Origin of the sequence: Flavobacterium frigoritolerans (assembly GCF_025847275.1) — a bacterium.
Taxonomy (GTDB): domain Bacteria; phylum Bacteroidota; class Bacteroidia; order Flavobacteriales; family Flavobacteriaceae; genus Flavobacterium; species Flavobacterium frigoritolerans.
This window is the reverse complement of the sequence record NZ_JAOZEV010000003.1, coordinates 401,744-423,193: the sequence shown is the minus strand read 5'-3', so window position 1 is coordinate 423,193 and position 21,450 is coordinate 401,744. Positions and strand designations below refer to the sequence as shown.

Genomic DNA, 21,450 nt, shown 5'->3' with positions numbered 1-21,450 from the left:
TGGACTAAAAGATTTAAAAGGAGATAGAAGTTTTATTCCTTTTAGACAGTTGGGGCAATATGAAGATGTAGAGACAGGGTTATATTACAATAGACACCGCTATTACTCTCCTGAAACTGGACTGTACTTAAGTCAAGACCCAATTAAGTTAAAAGGAGGGCATGCATTTTATGCTTATGTTCATGATAGTAATGGTTGGGTAGACATTTTTGGATTATTAGAAGTCTTCAGATTATTAAGAGCTGATGAAGATCCGTTGAATGGATTAAGTGCAAAAAAGCCAGGTAGAGATATGACTACTCATGGACACGTTTCCAGTGGATCAAGAAATAATGGTTCTCAGTTCATGTCAACAAGCACAGATCCCCAAGCTTTAGAAAAATGGAAACAGCCAGGTCAAACGATGGTATCATTCGATACTGATGATGTTGTTGAGGATATTAAAGGAAATAAAAATATATATGACATTTCTACTCTTGAGAAAGCAAATGCAAATGGAGTTAAAGGACTCTCTGCTAATTTTGCAGTCTCATCTAAAGAAGTATTAGTTGAAGGGCACGTTCCTGCAGATAAAATAAAAATAATATGTAATTAAATGTAATTTAAAAGATGAACAAGGAGGAAGCAATAGAAATCGTATACAATGCTTTGTTAAGTGAGTATTCAATACCTGTATCTATTAGGAGTATGAATGGGGTTAATAAAATACAATATGAGGAATTAAAAAAGAGTATTCTCTTTTTGACAGATTATTACAAAAATACTGATAAAGTACCTAAAAAAGTTGCTCTTGCCTTTGTTGATATTAGTAATTATTTTTTTGTGCCGAATCTAAGTTATTCGAAGGAAGATCATGAATTGTTCGAAGATTATGGCATTGAGTTGTCAGAACTAGCTAATGAATTGTTTGACTATGAATGAGATTATTATTGAAAGTAGAAGAAAGAAAATAGAAACAATTAAAAGTTTATTTCCTGATTCTTATATCATCGATGTTACTTCAAAAAGTGAATATCCATGGATTAAGTTTAGTCCTTTTTACCCTCATAAAGATATACCTATACCATTTTCAGATAACTTATTTTCTAAAAGTGTTGAAGGTATTTGGCAAGGATTGAAAGTATTTGAAAATAATGATATTGATATTTCTAAATTTGAAATTGAAAACATGAGAAATATCAAAAGAACAATAAGAAAATATGGGAAAATAAAAGGACATAGAAAAGGAATTTATAGTTTAGAAATTATTGACTATTTTCAATCCAAAAAAAAAATTTATTTACCAACATACAAGTGGATACTTGAAAATAAATTAAAGGTAGAGATTGAAGAATTAAGAAAAATTGTAAAATTAAAGCCTTTAGTTTTACTTGATTATGAAATTAGTGAAGATGTTTTTAGTAGTAAGCCTATTTCTCATGCATATTTAATAAAATTGTTTTTGGAAAATAATTATCCTGAGTAAGGAATTTAAAAGGGATAGAGATTGACAGCTTGGGCAGTATGAAGATGTAGAGACAGGATTGTATTATATAGATTTAGGTATTATAATGCTGATATGGGGTTGTATTTATCTCAGGATTCGATTGGACTTTTGGGAGGAAATGTACTTTATGGATATGTAAAAAACTCAAATATAGAAATTGATAAATTTGGCTGGTATTCAGATTTATTAGATACAGGAATGGGGCATCATATAATGCCTAGATCGGTAGCAAATAAATTAGGTATAACTGATTTGGCCCAAACAGACTCAATTGCTTGGTACCCCAATGATGGAGCAAATACTGCGGATTTGCACGGTCAAATGCATACAAATCTTATAAATGAAGGAGTACCTTATCATGGTTCCAAATTTACAGGAACAGCTGATGATTTTTTTGATAAAGGAGCAAAAGCGTATAAGGATATTGATACTAAGGGATATATGAAAATACCTGGAACAGATGATATTTTATATGAAAATATGACGCCTAAAGAAGCGTTAGCAAAGTTGAAAGAATTATTTGATACAAAAAAAATACCTTGTAAATGATATTATTATGTTAGAAAAAAAAATAACTATAACCGATTATGGTATATATGTAATGTCAGTAGAGAAATTGTTAATTTTTCTAAAGGAAAATAAGATTAAGAGCAAAAAAATCTTAGAAGTTTTTCAAAAAAATCACGATTTATATCTAAAATCGTTACAAGAAGGAGTATGGATTCCTATTGTACCTATTGAATCGACAAAATATATTATTAGTAAAAATGATGATTATTTCGTTAAAGATTGGGAAAAACAATTTAAATATGAAAATTTTAATCTAGACATAAGCAATGATACTTTTTGGGTTGGATCGTTTGGGAATTTATTAAATCTAAATGTTGAGCAATTTACAAATTCGACTAATGATAATATATCATATCAAACGCTTGATGGAATTACTCTATTTAAATCATTTAAATTCAATTTAGAAAAGGGTAAGTACCTAGTTAATATAATAGGGTATAAAAGAAAAAATGTGCTAGAATATCCAGAAGCAAATTATGGTTATTCATTTGATTTTGAAAAAGTAGAGGAATTTAACGGTTATAAAGACCCTAGAGAAGATGATAAATATTTATTCAATTTATCAAAATACTAAAAAAAGTTGAAGTCTAAAAAAGCTTTTCTTTTTGCAATGAAAGTATAGAGTTCTAGCTTTTAATGTTTTAATAAATGTTATAAAAACAACAAAGACAACTTTCTAGTTGTCTTTGTTGTTTTTAAGGGATGGGGGGGGGGTAAAATATTTAAGAGGTGATAAATCATTTATTCCGTTTAGGCAGCTAGGGCAATATGAAGATATAGAAACGAGGCTTTATTATAATCGTTTTCGCTATTATAACCCTGATGCGGGAATGTATATTAGTCAAGATCCTATTAGACTGGCTGGAGGAAATGCTTTTTATGCATATGTTCATGATAGTAATAGTTGGGTGGATCCATTTGGATTAGCAGAATGTACGTTGACATTTAGACATAAAACAAAACCAGGGAAGACAACTGATTTAAAAGAATTAAAAAGGCAAATTAGAGAGCAAATAAAAGCCATGAATAAAGTTATCAAAGAAGAGGGACTTCAAGCTTTAAAAGATAGAGTAGCGAACTATGGACCTGATTTAGAAAAAGAAGGTAGAGCATATACTAAATCTTTAGGTTCTGCTGGTCAAGGAAAAATTTGGGCACATACTCCAGATATGAAAACAGGAGGGTTACCTAAAGATGTGTCAAAAATACCTGGAGGATCTAGAGAGAATTCTATTCTAGGTGGTCAAGCTGATAGAATTTCAAGAGAAATTTCCGAAATGGCAGATGATGTAACAAAAATTAAATGGAAACTAGATGTATTTTAAATAAAATTAAAAATTATGAAAATAAAAGAAATATATAAATCGCAAGATGATGATGAGAAAGTTGAATTAATAAATAGTCTTAATTTTAATGATTATGAAGATAAATGGGATTTGATTTTAGAAGTGATACAAGACGAAAATGAATATGATTTAGCTAGAATTGAGGCTTTTAAAGTTATAGAGATAGCTAATATTCCTGAAATAATATTAGATAGATTATGTGATGTAGTTATCAATTTACTAAAAAATGAAAATGATTATGATGTGAAAAATTATGCATTTATTGCTTCAAGGAATTTAATTAATAATAGTATTGAAATTAAAAATTATATTGAAAAAATTGTATTGTCTAAAGAGGAAGATATTGATATAAAACACAATGCATATTCTGCTATTCTAAAAATTAAAGACCAAGCAGAGAAAACAAAAATATTAAATTCATTATTAGATGATGAAGTCTTTTCTAAGTATGCAAAAAAAGATTTGAATTAAGTTAATATTAAATGTTGTGTTTAGTTTTTTTATTGTTTTAATCATCTTGTAGTCAGAAGCTATTATAAATATGAAGGCTAAAAAAATATAAAACAACAAAAACCCGCTAAATTAGCGGGTTTTGTTTAGTAAATAGTTCTTTGAAATTTTTTCTATAATTAACGATTATATTGGTAGACCAATACAGGTTTATTCAGAAAGAGGAGAACTCGTTTGGGAAACCGATTATGATATTTATGAAGGGTTAAAAGATTTAAAAGGAGATAGGAGTTTTATTCCTTTTAGACAGTTGGGGCAGTATGAAGATACTGAAACAGGGCTTTATTATAATAGATTCAGATATTATAATGCTGAGACTGGTTTGTATCTGAGTCAGGATCCGATTGCAGTTGAAGGAAATAATCCAAACTTTTATGCCTACGTATTCAATTCGAATTTCGAAATTGATTTATTTGGACTAGATTGTCAAATACATCATCTTATACCGCAAGCAGTTTACAAACAATTTAGAAAAGATTTAAAGAAAATAAAAGACTATTCTCAAGCCGTTAACCATAGATTAGCTAAAAACAGAAACAATTTAATTCCTTTGGATACGCCTTTTCATGGAAATTACCCTAAGTATAATGAATTTGTTGAAGAAGAACTTAATACATTAAAAAACTCAACAGAAGGCTTAAATTTAGATAACGTTTCCAAACTTCAAAATGACTTAAGAGACTTAATAGGACAGGCTGAAAAATCAGGAAAAACATTAAATGAATTTTTCTCTAATTTAGTACCATAAAAAATATGTATAAAATAATTTCCCCATCTTCTGAACCATCTATAATAGGTGTGAATAATGGCGTTTATCAAGTCGAACTTATTGATAAAAAATCTTTTATAAATAAAGAAGAAAAACAATATTTTGAAAATTTCTTTAATGGAAAATTTATCTCTTTCATATTTGATAATTTTCAAAATATTAATTTAACAAAAATCACAGAATTAAAATATTTCCCTTTAAAGAAAGCTAAAGAAACAGATTTTGTACGCTTTTCACCAAATGAAATGGGATTGAATTTTATAGTATCTCAAAAAGTTATTGATATATTCAAACAATTTACAATATCTGATTATATAAAGATTCCATCAAAAATAGATGGATTTAACACTAATTATTATACAATTGGCTTCCCAATAATAACTGATAATTTTATAAATTTTTCAAAAAGTAAATTTTATCATTTGATAAATAAAACAGAATTTAATAATCTTTCACATGAAGAATATAAAAAAATATCAGGAGCTTTGGTTAAAACATTAAGTATTGAATTGACGGACAATAATTTTAAAAGTGATATTATAAATCTACAAGGGCAAGGTGTTTTTTTTCAAATTCTTTAATTTCTAAATTAAAAGAAGAGAATGTTACAAGTTTTGAAATTGGGAATACTACTTTGATAGCGTAATGTACTGAAAATATACTCGTTTTACACAAGCTTCCAGCTTGTGAGCTTAAAGAGGATAAAACGACGAAACCCGCTAATTTAGTGGGTTTTGCTGTATTATGAAAATTTTAATGCAAACAATATTGAAGAATGCACAGAACTAAAACCTAATTGGAGGGCAATAAAGCGGTCTCACTCCAGTCGTTCTCTTAGTTCCATTCGTCGCTATCTTACGTTCGGTGTGGCTACTTTTTTTGTTTTTTTTTTGAAAGAAAAATAGCTTATTTTTGAAATTACGCTGTAAGAAGTTCTTTGAAAGATAGTAAGTGATTTTAAAAAAGTATAGTATAAACTGTATTTATCTTGTGTAGATAAGGAAATATCTATTAAAAGACAGACCAAAATTAATTGTTGTTGACGAAGATAATTTGGTTTACGACAAACCCGAGCCAATTGAGAATTTAATTACTTGGGTGTATGAAGAAGGTTCTTTTGTTCCAACAGCGAAAATAATTGCTAAAGAGAAGTTTTCTATAGTCAATGATTATATTGGTCGCCCAGTACAAGTTTACAGCGAAGTTGGAGAATTAGTCTGGGAAACAGATTATGATATTTACGGAGGGCTAAAAGATTTAAAAGGCGATAGAAGTTTTATGCCTTTTAGACAATTAGGGCAGTATGAAGATGTAGAGACTGGTTTATATTTCAACAGACATCGCTATTACTCTCCTGACAGTGGACTTTACTTGAGTCAAGACCCATTAAGACTTTTTGGAGGAAGTAAATTATATTCTTATGTTTTGGACTCAAATAGCCAAGTTGATATATTTGGTTTAACTGTAACACCAGGTCAAGTGGGAGCATACAGTGACTTGGTTAATGCTAGTGATGTTGGTGATGATTTAGAATTACATCATATTCCTCAAGACAAATTAGGTCATTTGCCCAGAAAAGATGGAATTGCTGTAGTAATGCCAAAATCTGAACACGCACAAACAAGAACTTATAAATCTAAAGGAAGAGTTACAGCGCAAGCTGATAGTAATAGAGCATTTAAAGATGTATTAAAAGATGACTTAGTTGATTTAAGACAAATTGGAGGAGCAAAATATGATGATTCAATTAAAGAAATTATAAAAGAGTATGAGAATAAGGGTATGATTAAAAAAGGAGAATTAACCCTTAGAAAAATAAAAATCGCTTGTAAATAAGTATATATCATGATTAGAGATGAAATAAAAGAATTGCAAAAAATGGGTAGAATGCCTAATGAAGGTTTAAATGATGACCCATCTATTGATAATATAATAGAGCAGTATGATGAATTATTAGAATCGATAGAAAAACCCATATCATTGGATGAAGGAGAAATATTAATTAAATTATTTCCAGAAAATGCATTTTATGATTTGCAATGGACATTACTACAATTGATTGAATCATTATTTAAAGTAATTGAAATTGAAAAATATGAAAGCCTTATTGAAAAATGTCCAAGTACTGAATGGAAAGAAACTCTGAAAGTACGATTAGAAAATGGGAAAAATAAAAATAGAGGGTAATGTTTACCTGTTTATTTCTGAAACAACAAAATCCGCTAAATTAGCGGGTTTTGTTGTTTTATAAAAGAGCTTCAATATAGAGAATACAAGGAAACATAAAAACCCAATTGAAGCGCAATAAAGCGGTCTCACTCCGGTTGTTCACTTAGTTACATTCGGTGTGGCTATTTTTTTTTGAAAAGATTTTTTCAGAACGTTTTTTTTTCAATTGAAAGGAAAAGCCTATTTTTGAAAAATGCACTATAAAAAAATACTTTTATTATTCCTGTTAATTTTTGCAACGGTTTACCCGCGAGAGCAGAAAACGTGTAGGTTTGAATTTAAAAGTAATGTCTGTGTGAAACATGAATTGTGTAGTTACGGTAACGTTCTTGTTCATGAATGGAAATATCCATTAGACGAAAGACCAAAATTAATTGTTGTTGACGAAGATAATTTGGTTTACGACAAACCCGAACCAATTGAGAATTTAATTACTTGGGTGTATGAAGAAGGTTCTTTTGTTCCAACAGCGAAAATAATTGCTAAAGAGAAGTTTTCTATAGTCAATGATTATATTGGTCGCCCAGTACAAGTTTACAGCGAAGTTGGAGAATTAGTCTGGGAAACCGATTATGATATTTACGGAGGGCTAAAAGATTTAAAAGGAGATAGAAGTTTTATTCCTTTTAGGCAGCTTGGTCAATATGAGGATGTAGAGACAGAGCTTTATTATAATAGATATCGTTATTACTCCCCTGATGCTGGGGTTTATTTGAGTCAAGACCCAATTAGATTAAAGGGTGGTTTTCAGCTATATAATTTTGTTTCTGATACAAATTGGTGGGTAGATCTTTTTGGACTGACTGGAACTTATATATTTGTTTTTGACTCAGGACATTATTATATTGGAAAAGGCCCCATAGATAGGTCTGGTGCTTCACAAGATATTCGAACTAGGGAAGTGAAGGCATTGGACCCTACAAAAGGAAAGATCGTTCAAGGAGCTCATATGGATTGGGGAGATGATAAAACAGGGTTTCTAGTAGAACAAGAATTGATTAATCGTAAAGGTGCTGTAGCTGATCCTAATGGGTTAAATAGAATCAATCAACCAGGTGTTAAACCATTAGAAGAAATGAAGCTCAACGATCCTGCAGGATATGCTGATATTGTAAAAAAAGCAGATGATTTAGAAGCTAAGCTTGCTGTAAGTACTGGAAAAATTAAATGTAAATAAATTATTAAAATATACTATGTTTAGAATTGAAGAAAAAAAACCCCATGCAAAAAAAGTTATTACAATTTTTACTAATGAGTTTGAATTAGGCATTGAGGAGGCTATTAAAAATGATTGTGATGGTATTTTTCTAAGAAGACCTCTAAATAATACTAATATTAGTAAACTTGATATTGGTTCAATAGAAAAAATATCTTCTAAATGTATCCATATATCTTTTGAAGAAGGGTTTGCAGAAAATTACGATGTAGAGGTCTTAGAAAAGATGAAAGAACTAAAACAGCTTTGGCTACCAAAAAATTTTAAGTTTTTTGATTTATCTACATTGAATAATTTAGAGCAGTTAACTTTAGCTTTTCCTTCTAAATTTCTTGATTTGTCTAAACTATTAAAATTAAAATCATTATACTTAAGAGATGAGGTTAAAGACTTATCAATCTTTAATTTTCCAGAAAATATTAATGAGATTATAATTGCTAATTCAAAAATTAAAAATTTAGACGGTTTAGAAAAAATAAAATCACTACAGGTGATAGAACTTTCTTCAAATAAAAGTTTACAATCTATTGAGTGTATAAATAAATTAAAAATTGAAAAGTTAAAAATTATTTCGTGCACAAAAATTACTGATTTAAACATATTAAAACATAACTTAACAATAACAAATTTTTATATTGATAAACTCAACTCTATTGATATTTTTAAGCCTATGAATTCTCTTAAATTTTTTGGGTTTCAAGATTTAAAAGATGGTAATGTTGAAAGTATCTTACAATTTCCATCTATACAAGAGGTTTTATTTTACCCTAATAAGAAACATTACACCCATAAAGAGGTAGAAATAAATAGTCTTATTAAAGATAAAAAATAACAAAAACTGTCTTTCTGAACAGTTTTTGTCAGTTAATTAGATTCTCAAAGTAAAGGAATTGAAATTGAAATGTCATTGAAAAATATAATAAATGAAAATTTACAGTGTAGAACCAGAAGGGAATCAAATGGCTGATTTAGAACCAGCTCGTTATTTTAATTTAGCAATACAACAAATTCAAGAAGCTGAAGAGTGGCTTAGAACATCAGAGGAAGCTTGCCAAGCTTTATTGGTGCACTTAGATGTTTTTGTGTATTTAAGTAAAAAATATCCTGAAATGGCAAATAGAAGAGTAGCAAAATTAAACAGAAGTCAAATAAAAGGAACCTTTTATGATTGGTTTGAAAGATGTGGTAAAAAAATACCTGCAAAATTTCGAGATGGTATAAAAGAATCAGCAGATGCATTATTTTATGAACTAGAAAAAATTTAATTTATTGTGTGGTGATATGATTCATTAAATAATTGAAAAAGACATTAAATTATTTAATGATTTTTAAATTTTAAGAGTAATGAAAAATTTATATTATACCTAGATGTATAAAAGTCAATAATGATGAGTTTTTTTTAAAATTAGAACAATATGGATATTAATAATTTTGAAGAATCAATTGAGCCTTTTTTTTGGGTCGAGTATGAAAAAAGTGTTTCGGTGTGTTTAAACGTAGGAGATTACAAGACAGAAATTTTCGAAACTAGAGAAGATGAAGGATTTGAGGGAAATGGATACGATTGGGCTTCTTTAGCACAAATATTTTTAGAGGTACAAAAGCCTGAACTTATCAATATAGTGAAATTTGATCCTTAAGGTAGTATGTTTTGTGCCTATTCTTCGGATAGTGATGCATTAAAATCATTTATTATCTCGTTTAAACAAGCCTGTGAAAATGAAACTTTAATACAGGATTTGTTTTCAAGAGCAGAATTAGATTAATAACTAAAATAATAATGATTAAAAGACTGCTTGAAAAGTAATTATCAAGCAGTCTTTTTTATTGATTATGATATTTATGGTTGTTTACGAAGCTTAAAAGGAGATAGAAGTTTTATTCCTTTTAGACAGTTGGGGCAATATGAAGATGTAGAAACGGGATTATATTATAATAGGTTTAGGTATTATAGTCCTAATACAGCAATGTATTTGAGTCAAGATCCGATAGGGTTATTAGGAGGGAGTGTTCTTTATGTGCATGATAGTAATTATTATGTTGATATATTTGGATTAAATCCTGTTGCTTTTAGTGAACAATTATCAAAAGTTGCTCAAGACGCTCATAATGTATTATTTGGATATCTAAACAGAAAAATGAAATGTGTAATAATTGTAAAAACCAATTTTGGGTGTAATTAATAATTTAAAATGAAACATCAAGAATATATATTATTTGTAAAAGAAAAAGTGTCATTATTGAATCAAGAGAATCTTTTGTTTTGGGATTTGTGGTGTTTGAATTATGTATTTGAGAAGATAAAAAATAAAAACTATTCTTTTTATGCTGATATTGAAAAGAGCTATAAATTATTATGGGATTATAATGATAAAATAAATAATAATTTTGATGATATATTGAATGATGAAACTGTAAATAGTATTATAAATTTAGATAATGACGATTTTGAAAATTTAGATGAATTTGATATTGAAGAAAAAGCTATTCAAGAAATGATTGTTGGTTTAGAAAGTATCTTATTAAATTTTAAAGAGAATTTAAAATTAATTTATAATGCATATGAAAATCCTATAAATGTAATTGATGTAGAAATAGATGGGATTTTAATTTCTAAAGAAAATGAAAATGAAATTTATTTAAATGAAACTAATTCACAAATGAGACTGTTAGAAGATTTAAATAGTAATGTTAGAAATTATACTTTTGAAAATAGAAATATCTATCGATAATTCAAAATCAACAATACTTTAATATTTTCCTGCTGGAAGAGTAAAATCGAATTAGTACTATTTGGGTAGCAATACTCGGATTCTAAGGAGAAATATTTTTTCCAAAATAGTTAAAAAACTAAAAAAAGCGCTAAGATTACCTTAGCGCTTTTTGATTATAAAAATCTGATGTTATGATTTTGATCGTTTTCTCATTTTCATATTGATAAACTCTACAGCCAATGAAAATGATATGGCAAAATATAAATATCCTTTTGGTACTGCGCCAATATGTTCTCCAACTAGAGATGCATTAGATAGGTGCATACTTTCGGTGATTAGCATAAATCCAATTAAGATTAAAAAGGCTAATCCTAAAATTTGTATAGAAGGGTTTGCATTTACAAAATTTCCAACAGGAACAGCAAACAACATCATTACCATTACCGAAATAATAACGGCTGTAATCATAATCGTTAAAGCACCTGTAACACCATTTGTCATTCCTACAGCAGTCAGGATTGAATCTACAGAAAATATTAAATCGATTAGTAAAATTTGTACAATTACATTCGAAAAAGATTTTTTTGCAACCCCTTTTAGTGTTTGCTCTTCTTCGCCTTTATGATCTACTTTTTCACTTATTTCTTTGGTACTTTTATAAATCAAGAATAATCCACCGCCTAATAATATCAAAGCTTGTCCTGTAAAATCGGCATTTAGCCAACCCCAATTGATGCTAAAAACAGTTGCTTTCATTGCTATTAAATACGAAATACCCATTAATAGAGCAATACGCATGAACATAGCCAAAAACAAACCAATTCGAGTCGCTTTTTTACGCTCTTCGGGAGGTAGTTTTCCTGTTACTATTGATATAAAAATGATATTGTCGATTCCTAAAATAATTTCAAGAAAGGTCAGTGTCAATAAGGCAATCCATGCATCTGGATTTAAAAATATTTCCATTTAAAAAAGGTATTAATTAAGGCGTAATTTAAGGATAAAAGTTAATCTATTCGAACAACAGTTCCACGTTGTTTTTGGTTAGAACCAATCATTCCGAACTCAAAGGTATAAGAATTTTTGGTTGTACTTAAAATTTTCATTCCAATTGCTTTCTCTTCGGCTTTATTTTTAGGATGTTTCTTTTGTAGAACATATTCGCAATCGCTTACCCAACGAATAGTTGCAGTATCGGTTTTACCTTCAAAAGTTTCTATTTCAATATCATCTTTTCTTTCAAAAATGGTTGTTTTTTTTACTCCATCAACTTCGAATTCAAACTTAAATTTTCCGGTTTTAAAATCCTTGCAATTGTGTTCGGCATTGTAACAAGAGGCAACAATAAGTAGTAAAGGGAGTAATAGTAATTTTTTCATGATAAATGATTTATTTAATTTTTTTTGGAGCTTTTTCCTGCTTTGCGCTACAATATTTTTATTTTTTAAAGAAAAAAATAAAAAGGATTTTCGCTTCAATCAGGGCTATTCATGGCATACTTAAAGGAATGGAGTATATTTATTTTAATTTCTTAAGTTCTTCGTCTGTAAAGTTCTTAATTTCTTTTTCTTGTGCAAATTTTACAGCATTATAGCTATTAGATTCTTTTCTTGGAATTGATAGACTTTGCCAGCTACTATTTTTTAATTGTTTGGCATAAAATACAATTTGCCCCACATGATAAGGATAATGTGCTAATTGTCTATTGATGGCTTCAATAACAGTATGACCTTCATTTCTAATATATATAATGTCTGAAAGTTGGTTGGGTTGTAAGCTGTTTAAAGCATCAAAAAGGCATTTCCAGCCTTTTTCCCAAGCAGTTATTACTTCATCTTTAGATTGTATGTCATTTTCAAATTCGTCATCCCGATTGCGCCATTCTTTTTCGCCATCGGTTGTAAGAAAATCTGTCCAACGCGAAAGCATGTTACCTGAGATGTGTTTTACTATAGTAGCAATACTATTTGTATCTTCATTTACAGTAACAAAAAGCTGTTCGGGTTCAAGTTGCGCGATGGCTTTTTCACCTAAAGTTTTATAATATAAAAACTGTTTTTTTATACTTTCTAAATACGATTCGGATGCATTCATAATTATACAATTTTAATGTCATATTTATCCAAAAGCCCTAAAACACCTTCTGTTGAGAATTGTGCTTTTTTCATGGGATTAAACTCTGGGTCAATTTTAAAATTATAGGCAGTTTTAAAATTAACACTCGCCAATTGTGTTTCGTTAAAAATTGCCCCTTCCAGATTGCAGTTATCAAAAACAGAACTAGTTAAGTTAGTGCCAATAAAAGTAGTTTCTTTCATCGAACAATTTACAAATTTTGTTTTAGGCATTTTTTTATTTGAAAATGAAGCATAGTCTAAAGCAGATTCTTCAAAATATACCTGAAACAGAAAATCTTCACATTCATTAAATGCAATTCCGAGGAGTTTGCAGTTCTTAAAGGTTACGTTTTTTAAACTTGTTCCTTTTAAACTGGTCATCGACAAATTACAATCGATAAATTCACAATCTAAAAAAGTATTGTAGGCAAAATTACTGTTTGAGAAATCACAATTTTTAAATACACAATCTTCAAATTCGCGATTGTTTATTTTCTTATCAATATAGATAACCTTATCGAATGTTTTTTGAATATGAATTAGACTTTCCATGAATGTTTTTTGGATTTTCGAGCATTATGTCTTACCCGAAGAATTTGGATTGTGTGATTGTTGATTCGGTATGAAATACTATAATCATAAATGCTATAAACTCTAAAACTACCATCGTTATTGGTTTTTTGTTTGTCGAGTTAGAAAATTTCAGGTTGCATTTTTAGTATTTCAGCACTTTCGAAAATAGTATTTATTACTTTATCAGCAAGATCGATTGATTTGCTTTCGAAAAAAATATAAAAATGAATATTTTCTAATTGTTTTAAAGCGTTGTTGGACCAAATTATTTTCGCCCCCATTTCTTTGCTATTTCCTTGGCTTCATTTTCAGAATAAAAGTCACCTTGTTTTTATATCTTCTAAAGCATTTTCTATGTCTATGTTATAGACTACATCAGAATCAACAGTTGGATTATTGATAGATTGTAAAAGACTTTTTAGTTTTTCAACAAAAGTTGGATCTTTTACTTTATCAATTTCTTGATGAATCCAATTTATTTCGGCTTGAATATCCATAATTAAGTATTTTAGTAAAGATACAAATTAGTCGTTAAACAGACCTCTCATAATTGTTTTTAGACCATAAAAGATTAAATACATTCCGGCCAAACAAGCAATGATGCCAATAGCAAGAACCAAGTAATGCCAAACGTTTTGCTTGTTCATAAACGCATTGTATATTACTGAAGGGCCAATAAATAATAGGGGTAAAGAACCCGATAAATATTTAATTCCTTTTCCTATTAACTCTTTGTTTGTTCCCATATTTTTTAATTTTCAGTTTCATGTTTTTACAGAATACATGTCACTTTTTAGATATTATAGTTCTCAATCGCTTTTCGTACACTACCATACGTATGTAATAGTTCCGATGCTTGTTCGTATGAAACTGGAATTTCACCCATAATCATTTTAACACCGCGGTCAACTAATTTGCTATTGCTTAATTGCATATCAACCATTTTGTTTCCTTTTACTTTTCCGAGTTGTATCATGGTTGCTGTCGAAATCATATTAAGTACCAATTTTTGCGCAGTTCCAGCTTTCATTCTGGAGCTTCCTGTAACAAATTCAGGACCTACAACTACTTCTATTGGGAATTGTGCAGTTTGCGAAAGCGGACTTTCGGCATTACATGTTATGCATCCCGTAATAATGTTATTTTCATTGCAACGTTCTAAACCTCCGATTACATAAGGTGTGGTTCCTGAGGCTGCAATACCTATCACAACATCATTTTTGGTTATATTATGTGCTTGTAGATCGATCCAAGCTTGGCTAGCATCGTCTTCGGCATTTTCTACGGCTTGGCGAATGGCTTTGTCTCCACCTGCAATGATTCCGATGACTAAATCGAAAGGAACACCAAATGTAGGAGGACATTCTGAAGCATCTACAATCGCTAAACGACCAGATGTTCCTGCTCCTATATAAAATAAGCGTCCGCCCAGTTTTAGTTTGTTTACGATTTGAGCTACTAAAGCTTCTATTTGTGGAATTGCTTTTTCTACTGCAAAAGGAACTGTTTTGTCTTCCTGATTAATATTGGTCAGTAAGTCATGTACAGACATTTTTTCCAGATGTTCGTATTTTGAGGACTGCTCTGTAATTTTTGTAAATGTCATTTTATTTTTTGAGGTTCTAAGTTACAAAGCACCAAAGTTACAAAGTTTTTCCTACTAAGTGATAAACAATTCATGTGAAATAGAGCTAATTAGTTAAAAAAATAGAAAGGAAAAACAGAACATATATTGTGTGAAGAATGAGTTTTTTAACTTTTTGAGTTGCGTGAGGGATTGAGGCGGTATCCTTTTTTGTGAGGAACGAAAAAAAAAGATATAGCCAAAAGCCCGACCCAGAGGGACACGCCCAGATTATATAAAATAAGCCAATGCAATTCCGAAAATAATCATCGAAATTTTGGCGATATTAAATTTGTGTCCTTCGCTGCTTTCAAAAATTATAGTTGATGATATATGGAATAATATTCCGATTACAACAGCTGTGATTTCGGTGTAATAATCATTTAAAAATGGTAAATATTCGGATGCTATTGTTCCTAGCGGTGTCATGATTGCAAATGTAATCATAAATGCAAAGATGGCTTTTTTGTTAAGATGTGCATTAATAAAAAAGGTCGTAAGGATAATGGCAATTGGTAAGTGATGTATAGCAATACCAATGGCAATATCGTGGTGGTGACTCACAGGAAATCCTTCTAGAAATGCGTGTATACATAGACTAATGAAGAGTAACCAGGGAATTTGAGACATTTTAGCATGACCATGCACATGCCCGTGTTCGGCTCCTTTGGAGAAAAACTCAAGTATGATTTGGAATAAAATCCCAAGCATTATAAACAATCCAATATTATGGTTATGCGATTCGTAAACTTCCGGCAATAAATGCATTACTGTAAGCGATAGCAAAAATGATCCACTAAATGCTAACAATAGCTTAAGATTAGTTTTATCTTTTGGTTTTAGAACCAATGCGATAATGTATCCTAATAATACAGAAAGTAAGGGTAATAAATAATTCATTTGTTTTTTTGTTTAATTGTTGATTTGTTTAATCGTTTACTCGACTAAACAATTTGTCAATTACTTAAAAATCATGATTAATCGTTCGCTATCGGTTTTGTGAAACTTTTTTAGTTTATAATCACCAAATATATCTAAAAGGAAAATCCCTGATTGTTCCATTAGATCTTCAAAATCTTTTAGGGTCAAAGCTTTTACTTTTTCGGTAAAATGAAATTTCTTGCCTTGGTCTTCAAAATCTATTTCTTTAAAAATATGTCCATCTTCTACATATCGCTTGATATGAAAATCAATATCATCGACTGTTTTTACTTCTTCAGGAACTAGTGTTTCTATTACTTGTGTTACATTCATAAAATCGATTACGGCAAAACCATATTCACTTAAACTGGCTTTTATCGCCTTTAGTGTGGTAAGATTATCGTCATCGCTTTCAAAGTAACCAAAGCTGGTAAATAAGTTGAAAATAGCATCAAATTTTTCTTCAAAGGGCTCGCGCATGTCGTGCACTTTAAAATGCAACGTTTCATTACTATTTTTACTTGCTTCGGCAATACTATTTTCGGATAAGTCAGCCCCAAGTACATTAAATCCTAATTGGTTTAAATAAATAGAATGGCGCCCTTTTCCGCAGGCTAAATCAAGTACTTTGGCTTTTTCAGGAAGATTAAGATAGTGCGTAAGATTATCCATGAAAATTTGCGCTTCTCTATAATTTCTGTCCTTATATAATATATGGTAGTAGGGTGTATCGAACCAAGATGTGAACCAGTTTTCGGATGGTTGATTTGGATTTGTTGCAGATGAGTGATGTGCTTCAGACATTTATTCTTTTTCAATTAATTCAAGTCCCGCAAATTTAGTGTATTTTTGCTGAAAAATAACTATTTCGCAAGTGATACACGAAGAATGTCGCTGTGTAAAATTGAAATTTTTTATTACAGATTGATTTTTGTTTAAATAAGTCTGTTTTAATTTAAATATAAAGATGGAAGATAATTTTAAAATGGTGGCCAAAACCTTTTTTGGCTTTGAAGAAATTTTAGCAAAAGAATTGCAATTGCTAGGAGCACAAGATGTTGAGCAAGGAGTGAGAATGGTAAGTTTTAAGGGGGATAAAGGGTTTATGTATAAGGCTAACCTTTCATTGCGTACTGCATTGAAAGTACTAAAACCGATTTATTTTTTTAGAGCTAATAACGAACAAGCTCTATATAAAGGTATTTCGGGTGTAAACTGGTCTAAACTTATAAATGCCAATCAGACTTTTGTGATTGATGCAACGGTTCATTCAGAATATTTTAATCACTCGGAGTTTGTTTCTCAAAAGTGTAAAGATGCTATTGTGGATCAGTTTAGAGAGCGTACAGGACAACGTCCTAGTATTGATAAAGCGCATCCTGATTTAAGAATAAATGTACATATTGATAAAGACCAAGTTTCGGTTGCTTTAGATACTTCGGGTAATTCACTGCATCAACGTGGGTATAGAACAGCTACAAACATTGCTCCTATAAATGAAGTATTAGCTGCAGGGATTTTGTTGTTATCTGGATGGGAAGGCCAAGGTCATTTTTTGGATCCTATGTGTGGTTCTGGAACTTTTCTTGCTGAAGCAGCTATGATTGCATGTAATATTCCAGCGAATATTAACAGAAAAGAGTTTGCTTTTGAAAAATGGAATGATTGGGATAATGATTTGTTTGATCAAATTGTAAGTAGTTTGATGAAAAAAACTAAAGAGTTTCATTATACTATAAAAGGGTTTGATAAAGCGCCAAGTGCAGTAAGCAAAGCAAAAGATAATATTAAGAATGCAAACTTAGAAGATTATATCTCTATCGAAGAGAATAATTTTTTTGATACTGAAAAAACTACCCAAGGAACTTTGCATATGGTATTTAATCCACCATATGATGAGCGTTTGGATATTCATATGGAAGAATTCTATAAGAATATTGGCGACACATTAAAGAAAAATTATCCAGGAACTAATGCTTGGTTTATTACTGCTAATCTTGAAGCTTTGAAGTATGTTGGACTTAAGCCGTCTAGAAAAATTAAGCTATTTAATGCGAGTTTAGAAGCAAGATTAGTAAAATACGAAATGTACGAAGGAAGCAAAAGAACGAAGTTTCAAGTAACAGAGTAAGGAACAAAGAAATTGAAGGTGCAAAGTGGCAAAGGTTTTGAAATGAAGGTATAACTAACTCTGAACCTCTGAACCTTTGTGCCTTTGAACCTTAAAAAATAAACAAATGACAAAATTACAAGTAAGAGCATTTTTATATCAGCTGGGCTGTTTTGCTATACTATTTATATTAGCACGATTTCTAGTTGAAAAATATACAGGATTAACTGGTTTTTGGATTCCTATGACAGCATTTGTTGTTGGAACTCTTTTGTCTCCAAAATTTCAGGCAGCTAAAACTAAAGATGGTGAGAAACTTTTTATGAAATGGATTTTCATGAAGGAAATTAAAGAAATAGGATAGTGCCAAATTATATTTTACAATTTGGTTATTTATTACAATAACCAAATTGTAAGATTATATTATTTTTTGGCTTCTGTTTCTGGTATTACAATTTTTTTCTTGTAAATAGGAATGAAATAAGAAACGGTATAGTTGAAACCAATTCCGAAATTACCATCATATGTTCGATTGAATCCTGGAATATAAAGATTGTCGAAGTTGTTTGGTTTTTTGTTTGAAACCAATGTTTTTAATTGCACACTGAAACCTACAAAAACATTATTAAAAACTTTAGCTTTTACTCCAGCATTTACTTCTATCCAGCTAGCAGATAAACCGCTAAATTTTTCACCAGAAACTTCAGGAGGAAGTTCTCCCCAGTACGGATCTGAATTGTATATTTTATAGCTATTTAATTCTTGGCTAAATGTACTAAAACCATAGCGTAGGCCTATTGATATTATGTTTTCCATATCAAGCCAGTTTTCATACAAATTGTAATCGAATCCAGCTTTTAGATAAGTTCCTTTTGTTGTTGTGTTTAATCTGTCATCATCAGTAGTCTTATTTTCGATACCTAATTCGGCAGCTAGATAATATTTCTTTGTTAATCGATAATCTCCTGTGAATTCTATTCCTTTATAATCGGAATCATAAAAACCTCGGGTTAATTTATATAAATCAACCCCAAAACGTACTCCATAACGATCAGTTTTTACAGGAATACTATCTTGTTTAACTTCCTGTGTTACCACTTTTTTAGGAGTTGGTTTTACAGGTTTCGTTTCTGTTTTATTTGTTATTGTAGTTTTGTTTGCTGTTGTTTCTTGGGCTTGAACCGTAAATAAAGACAACATAAGGCAAAAACTAAAGATATACTTTGATGTGTGTTTCATTTTCAAATTCAATGTTAGGTTCTTGTACATAAACAGCTTGCATCCAAAATCCTTCAAGATTATCTGAATCGGTTAGGATAAATGGAGAATTTCGATCTAAAGTAAATGTAGTTTTGTAACCACATGCTCTTGATACAAAAGTATTTAGATGCGTATAGTTAAATTTTATTACATCCTCATTTACTAAAGCTGGGTTTGGATCATTATAATTTAATATAAAACGATAAGTAGTGCTTTCAGCATTTGTTTTAAGTGGAATAGAAATTTTATTTCCATTAGTAATATATTTATCCGACTCAACAAGAGCATTCTCATTAAAGATAATACCTTCTGTCATTTTTTCTCCAATTACCTTTAAGTTTGTTACATTCTTAGGAGTTGAATTTGTACGATCAAAAAAGGAAATTACCAATCGAGGTGTTGTTGGAGTATTGGGATCACAAATATCATCTTTCTCACATCCTGAAAAAGTGAAGGCAATTACGATTATTATAAAAAGTATTTTTTTCATTTACTGTTTGTGATTTATACTTCACACGTTTTTATTCAATAAAACTTATCGTAGTTCCAAAAGTACAACATTTTCTACGTGATGTGTCTGTGGGAACATATCTACTGGGCGTACACGTGTAACTTTGTATTTTTCGTCCATTAATGCTAGATCACGAGCTTGTGTAGCTGAGTTACAACTTACGTAAACAACCTTTTGAGGTGCAATTTTCATAATTTGTTCAATTACATCTTTGTGCATTCCATCACGAGGCGGGTCGGTGATAATAACGTCTGGTTTACCATGTGTAGCAATAAAACTTTCGTTGAATACCACTTTCATGTCTCCAACAAAAAACTCACAATTGGTAATGTTATTGCGCTCAGCATTTGCTTTTGCATCTATAATTGCTTCAGGAACACTTTCTACACCAATTACTTTTTTAGCCTTTTTAGAGACGAATTGAGCTATTGTTCCAGTTCCTGTATAAAGATCATAAACTGTTTCGTTGCCAGAAAGACCTGCAAATTCACGTGTTATTTTGTATAACTCATAAGCTTGATCAGAATTGGTTTGGTAAAATGATTTTGCATTGATGCTAAATTTTAACCCTTCCATTTCTTCCAGAATGTAATTTCTACCTTTATATAGCTTTACATCCTGATCGTAAATTGTATCGTTAGCTTTTCCGTTTACAACATATTGTAGCGATGTTATTTCTGGAAATTTATCATAAAGATGATCCAAAAGTAATTCTCTGTTGGCTTTATCTTCTTCAAAAAACTGAATCAATACCATGATTTCTCCAGTAGAAGCAGTACGAATCATAAATGTTCTTAATAATCCAGAATGTTCTCTTGGGTTAAAGAAGGCTAAGTTATGTTCATTAGCAAAAGCTCTGATTTCATTTCTAATTGCATTTGAAGGATCTTCTTGGAGATGACATTTATTAATGTCAAGAATTTTATCCCACATTTTAGGAATATGAAATCCTAATGCATTACGATTTCCTAAATCTTCGGTACTATCAATTTCTTTTTCGGTTAACCAACGGCTATTCGAAAATGAAAATTCCATTTTGTTTCTGTAGAAAAACTGTTTCTCTGAACCTAAAATGTTTTCAAATTCAGGAAGTTCAATTTTACCTATGCGTTGTAAGTGATTCTTAACTTCATTTTGTTTGTAATACAACTGTTGGCTGTATTTCATGTTTTGCCATTTACAACCTCCACAAACACCAAAATGTTCGCAAATTGGTTCTATGCGATGTTCTGATAGTTCATGAAATTTTACTGCTTTCCCTTCGTAATACGCTTTGCGTTTTTTAAAAGTTTGCACATCTATCACATCTCCCGGAACTACGTTCGGGATAAAGATTACTTTTCCGTCAGGAGCTTTTGCTACTGATACGCCTTTTGCTCCAGCATCAAGGACTTGTATTTGATGAAAGACAACTTTGTCTGTATTTTTTCTTCCCATAGCGCAAAAATAAGGGTTTGTAAACTTTTATAAATTTAAATTTGAAAATATTTTATC

Annotated in this window: 30 protein-coding genes and 2 pseudogenes; 19 read left to right on the top strand and 13 right to left on the bottom strand. The window is 30.2% G+C overall.

Annotated elements, in window-relative coordinates:
* The 17 genes and pseudogenes from OIU80_RS06480 to OIU80_RS06400 form a co-directional block, all read left to right on the top strand.
* On the top strand, positions 1–595 hold a 595-nt coding region (locus OIU80_RS06480; protein ID WP_264286224.1), incomplete at its 5' end, for an RHS repeat-associated core domain-containing protein.
* Positions 596–609: 14 nt separating this feature from the next.
* Positions 610–921, top strand: a complete 312-nt coding sequence (locus tag OIU80_RS06475) for a hypothetical protein (protein WP_264286223.1) — start codon at positions 610–612, stop codon at positions 919–921.
* Positions 914–1,465 (top strand): DUF6939 family protein, encoded by a 552-nt coding sequence (locus tag OIU80_RS06470; RefSeq protein WP_264286222.1) that lies wholly within the window; start codon positions 914–916, stop codon positions 1,463–1,465. Before OIU80_RS06475 ends, OIU80_RS06470 begins: the two co-directional genes overlap by 8 nt.
* Before the next feature lie 93 nt (positions 1,466–1,558).
* Complete coding sequence (locus OIU80_RS06465) at positions 1,559–2,035, top strand: hypothetical protein (protein ID WP_264286221.1); 477 nt, start codon at positions 1,559–1,561, stop codon at positions 2,033–2,035.
* A 7-nt stretch (positions 2,036–2,042) separates the two neighbouring features.
* On the top strand, positions 2,043–2,630 hold the full coding sequence (locus tag OIU80_RS06460) for a hypothetical protein (RefSeq protein WP_264286220.1): 588 nt from the start codon (positions 2,043–2,045) through the stop codon (positions 2,628–2,630).
* A 106-nt stretch (positions 2,631–2,736) separates the two neighbouring features.
* Complete coding sequence (locus tag OIU80_RS06455; RefSeq protein WP_319004959.1) at positions 2,737–3,381, top strand: RHS repeat-associated core domain-containing protein; 645 nt, start codon at positions 2,737–2,739, stop codon at positions 3,379–3,381.
* Positions 3,382–3,396: 15 nt separating this feature from the next.
* Positions 3,397–3,873 (top strand): hypothetical protein, encoded by a 477-nt coding sequence (locus OIU80_RS06450; protein ID WP_264286219.1) that lies wholly within the window; start codon positions 3,397–3,399, stop codon positions 3,871–3,873.
* Positions 3,874–4,162: 289 nt separating this feature from the next.
* Complete coding sequence (locus OIU80_RS06445; protein WP_264286218.1) at positions 4,163–4,660, top strand: RHS repeat domain-containing protein; 498 nt, start codon at positions 4,163–4,165, stop codon at positions 4,658–4,660.
* 5 nt (positions 4,661–4,665) lie between these two features.
* The gene (locus OIU80_RS06440) at positions 4,666–5,262 is read left to right on the top strand and encodes a hypothetical protein (RefSeq protein ID WP_264286217.1); all 597 of its coding nucleotides are present in this window, start codon (positions 4,666–4,668) and stop codon (positions 5,260–5,262) included.
* Positions 5,263–5,734: 472 nt separating this feature from the next.
* The gene (locus OIU80_RS06435; protein WP_264286216.1) at positions 5,735–6,517 is read left to right on the top strand and encodes an RHS repeat domain-containing protein; all 783 of its coding nucleotides are present in this window, start codon (positions 5,735–5,737) and stop codon (positions 6,515–6,517) included.
* Positions 6,518–6,526: 9 nt separating this feature from the next.
* Complete coding sequence (locus tag OIU80_RS06430) at positions 6,527–6,868, top strand: hypothetical protein (protein ID WP_264286215.1); 342 nt, start codon at positions 6,527–6,529, stop codon at positions 6,866–6,868.
* A gap of 337 nt (positions 6,869–7,205) precedes the next feature.
* Positions 7,206–8,087 (top strand): RHS repeat domain-containing protein, encoded by an 882-nt coding sequence (locus OIU80_RS20865; protein ID WP_319004958.1) that lies wholly within the window; start codon positions 7,206–7,208, stop codon positions 8,085–8,087.
* A 16-nt stretch (positions 8,088–8,103) separates the two neighbouring features.
* A complete protein-coding gene (locus tag OIU80_RS06420; RefSeq protein WP_264286214.1) occupies positions 8,104–8,958 on the top strand; it encodes a hypothetical protein in 855 nt (284 codons plus the stop codon).
* A gap of 91 nt (positions 8,959–9,049) precedes the next feature.
* Entirely contained in the window at positions 9,050–9,391 is a 342-nt protein-coding gene (locus tag OIU80_RS06415) for a hypothetical protein (protein WP_264286213.1), read from the top strand.
* Between the two features lie 150 nt (positions 9,392–9,541).
* Positions 9,542–9,892 (top strand): annotated as a pseudogene (locus tag OIU80_RS06410) (immunity 51 family protein).
* A gap of 30 nt (positions 9,893–9,922) precedes the next feature.
* A complete protein-coding gene (locus tag OIU80_RS20860; protein ID WP_319004957.1) occupies positions 9,923–10,309 on the top strand; it encodes an RHS repeat domain-containing protein in 387 nt (128 codons plus the stop codon).
* A gap of 9 nt (positions 10,310–10,318) precedes the next feature.
* Entirely contained in the window at positions 10,319–10,858 is a 540-nt protein-coding gene (locus tag OIU80_RS06400) for a hypothetical protein (protein ID WP_264286212.1), read from the top strand.
* 171 nt (positions 10,859–11,029) lie between these two features.
* Here the strand turns inward: OIU80_RS06400 and OIU80_RS06395 are convergent, their stop codons facing one another.
* The 10 genes and pseudogenes from OIU80_RS06395 to OIU80_RS06350 form a co-directional block, all read right to left on the bottom strand.
* Positions 11,030–11,806 carry a TerC family protein gene (locus OIU80_RS06395; RefSeq protein ID WP_264286211.1) on the bottom strand — a complete coding sequence of 259 codons (777 nt, stop codon included), beginning with the start codon at positions 11,804–11,806 and terminating at the stop codon, positions 11,030–11,032.
* A gap of 41 nt (positions 11,807–11,847) precedes the next feature.
* On the bottom strand, positions 11,848–12,219 hold the full coding sequence (locus OIU80_RS06390) for a DNA topoisomerase IV (RefSeq protein WP_264286210.1): 372 nt from the start codon (positions 12,217–12,219) through the stop codon (positions 11,848–11,850).
* Positions 12,220–12,358: 139 nt separating this feature from the next.
* Positions 12,359–12,934 (bottom strand): DUF1572 domain-containing protein, encoded by a 576-nt coding sequence (locus tag OIU80_RS06385; protein ID WP_264286209.1) that lies wholly within the window; start codon positions 12,932–12,934, stop codon positions 12,359–12,361.
* Positions 12,935–12,936: 2 nt separating this feature from the next.
* The gene (locus OIU80_RS06380) at positions 12,937–13,509 is read right to left on the bottom strand and encodes a pentapeptide repeat-containing protein (protein WP_264286208.1); all 573 of its coding nucleotides are present in this window, start codon (positions 13,507–13,509) and stop codon (positions 12,937–12,939) included.
* Positions 13,497–13,607: pseudogene (locus OIU80_RS20895) on the bottom strand (type II toxin-antitoxin system RelE/ParE family toxin); the annotation flags it as partial. The gene OIU80_RS06380 and the pseudogene OIU80_RS20895, both read right to left, overlap by 13 nt.
* A gap of 243 nt (positions 13,608–13,850) precedes the next feature.
* Positions 13,851–14,027 carry a hypothetical protein gene (locus OIU80_RS06370; RefSeq protein WP_264286207.1) on the bottom strand — a complete coding sequence of 59 codons (177 nt, stop codon included), beginning with the start codon at positions 14,025–14,027 and terminating at the stop codon, positions 13,851–13,853.
* Between the two features lie 27 nt (positions 14,028–14,054).
* Entirely contained in the window at positions 14,055–14,276 is a 222-nt protein-coding gene (locus OIU80_RS06365) for a DUF6095 family protein (protein WP_129537816.1), read from the bottom strand.
* A gap of 47 nt (positions 14,277–14,323) precedes the next feature.
* Complete coding sequence (gene murQ / locus OIU80_RS06360) at positions 14,324–15,136, bottom strand: N-acetylmuramic acid 6-phosphate etherase (RefSeq protein ID WP_264286206.1); 813 nt, start codon at positions 15,134–15,136, stop codon at positions 14,324–14,326.
* A gap of 249 nt (positions 15,137–15,385) precedes the next feature.
* The gene (locus OIU80_RS06355) at positions 15,386–16,054 is read right to left on the bottom strand and encodes a ZIP family metal transporter (protein WP_264286205.1); all 669 of its coding nucleotides are present in this window, start codon (positions 16,052–16,054) and stop codon (positions 15,386–15,388) included.
* 60 nt (positions 16,055–16,114) lie between these two features.
* The gene (locus OIU80_RS06350; RefSeq protein ID WP_264286204.1) at positions 16,115–16,879 is read right to left on the bottom strand and encodes a class I SAM-dependent methyltransferase; all 765 of its coding nucleotides are present in this window, start codon (positions 16,877–16,879) and stop codon (positions 16,115–16,117) included.
* 163 nt (positions 16,880–17,042) lie between these two features.
* On the opposite strand from OIU80_RS06350, the gene OIU80_RS06345 reads away from it, so the two are divergent.
* Together OIU80_RS06345 and OIU80_RS06340 are read left to right on the top strand one after the other, a co-directional pair.
* Complete coding sequence (locus OIU80_RS06345) at positions 17,043–18,206, top strand: THUMP domain-containing class I SAM-dependent RNA methyltransferase (protein WP_264286203.1); 1,164 nt, start codon at positions 17,043–17,045, stop codon at positions 18,204–18,206.
* 106 nt (positions 18,207–18,312) lie between these two features.
* A complete protein-coding gene (locus tag OIU80_RS06340) occupies positions 18,313–18,549 on the top strand; it encodes a hypothetical protein (protein WP_264286202.1) in 237 nt (78 codons plus the stop codon).
* Between the two features lie 59 nt (positions 18,550–18,608).
* On the opposite strand, the gene OIU80_RS06335 is transcribed toward OIU80_RS06340, so the two are convergent.
* From OIU80_RS06335 to rlmD, 3 genes are read right to left on the bottom strand one after another with little or no spacing between them, the layout of a single operon-like run.
* Entirely contained in the window at positions 18,609–19,424 is an 816-nt protein-coding gene (locus tag OIU80_RS06335) for a DUF6048 family protein (protein WP_264286201.1), read from the bottom strand.
* Positions 19,396–19,935, bottom strand: coding sequence for a DUF6452 family protein (locus tag OIU80_RS06330; RefSeq protein WP_264286200.1), 540 nt, complete (start codon positions 19,933–19,935; stop codon positions 19,396–19,398). The genes OIU80_RS06335 and OIU80_RS06330 overlap by 29 nt, the downstream gene beginning before the upstream one ends.
* A 45-nt stretch (positions 19,936–19,980) precedes the next feature.
* Positions 19,981–21,393: a 23S rRNA (uracil(1939)-C(5))-methyltransferase RlmD gene (gene rlmD, locus OIU80_RS06325; RefSeq protein WP_264286199.1), complete on the bottom strand. Its 1,413-nt coding sequence runs from the start codon at positions 21,391–21,393 to the stop codon at positions 19,981–19,983.
* Positions 21,394–21,450 lie beyond the last annotated feature (57 nt).